The sequence below is a fragment of the Streptomyces sp. GbtcB7 genome (assembly GCF_019091445.1).
Lineage (GTDB): Bacteria > Actinomycetota > Actinomycetes > Streptomycetales > Streptomycetaceae > Streptomyces > Streptomyces mirabilis.
The window spans coordinates 1-230 of record NZ_JAGXJM010000755.1 but is presented as its reverse complement, the minus strand read 5'-3'; the positions used below and the strand labels follow the sequence as shown (position 1 = coordinate 230).

At 76.1% G+C, this 230-nt stretch carries 1 pseudogene; it reads right to left on the bottom strand.

Annotated features, from left to right (window positions below):
- Nucleotides 1-230: pseudogene (locus KVT44_RS57450) on the bottom strand (sugar kinase); the annotation flags it as partial.

The following is a 230-nucleotide window of genomic DNA, read 5'->3' as shown; positions in this document are numbered from 1 at the left end:
TCCGCTCGCCCTCGTACGCCATCGACACGGTGACCGGCGAGTGCCAGTCGGGCACGGGGCGCGAGGGGGCGAGGTCGATGCCCTCGCCCTGGTCCAGGGCGTCCCAGCAGTACTCCCCGTAGTGGTCGTCCCCGAAGGCCGCCGCCAGGGAGGGCTTGAGGCCGAGGCGGGCGGGCGCGGTCGCCATGTTGGCGACGCCGCCGGGGCTCGACCCCATCCCGCGCGCCCAG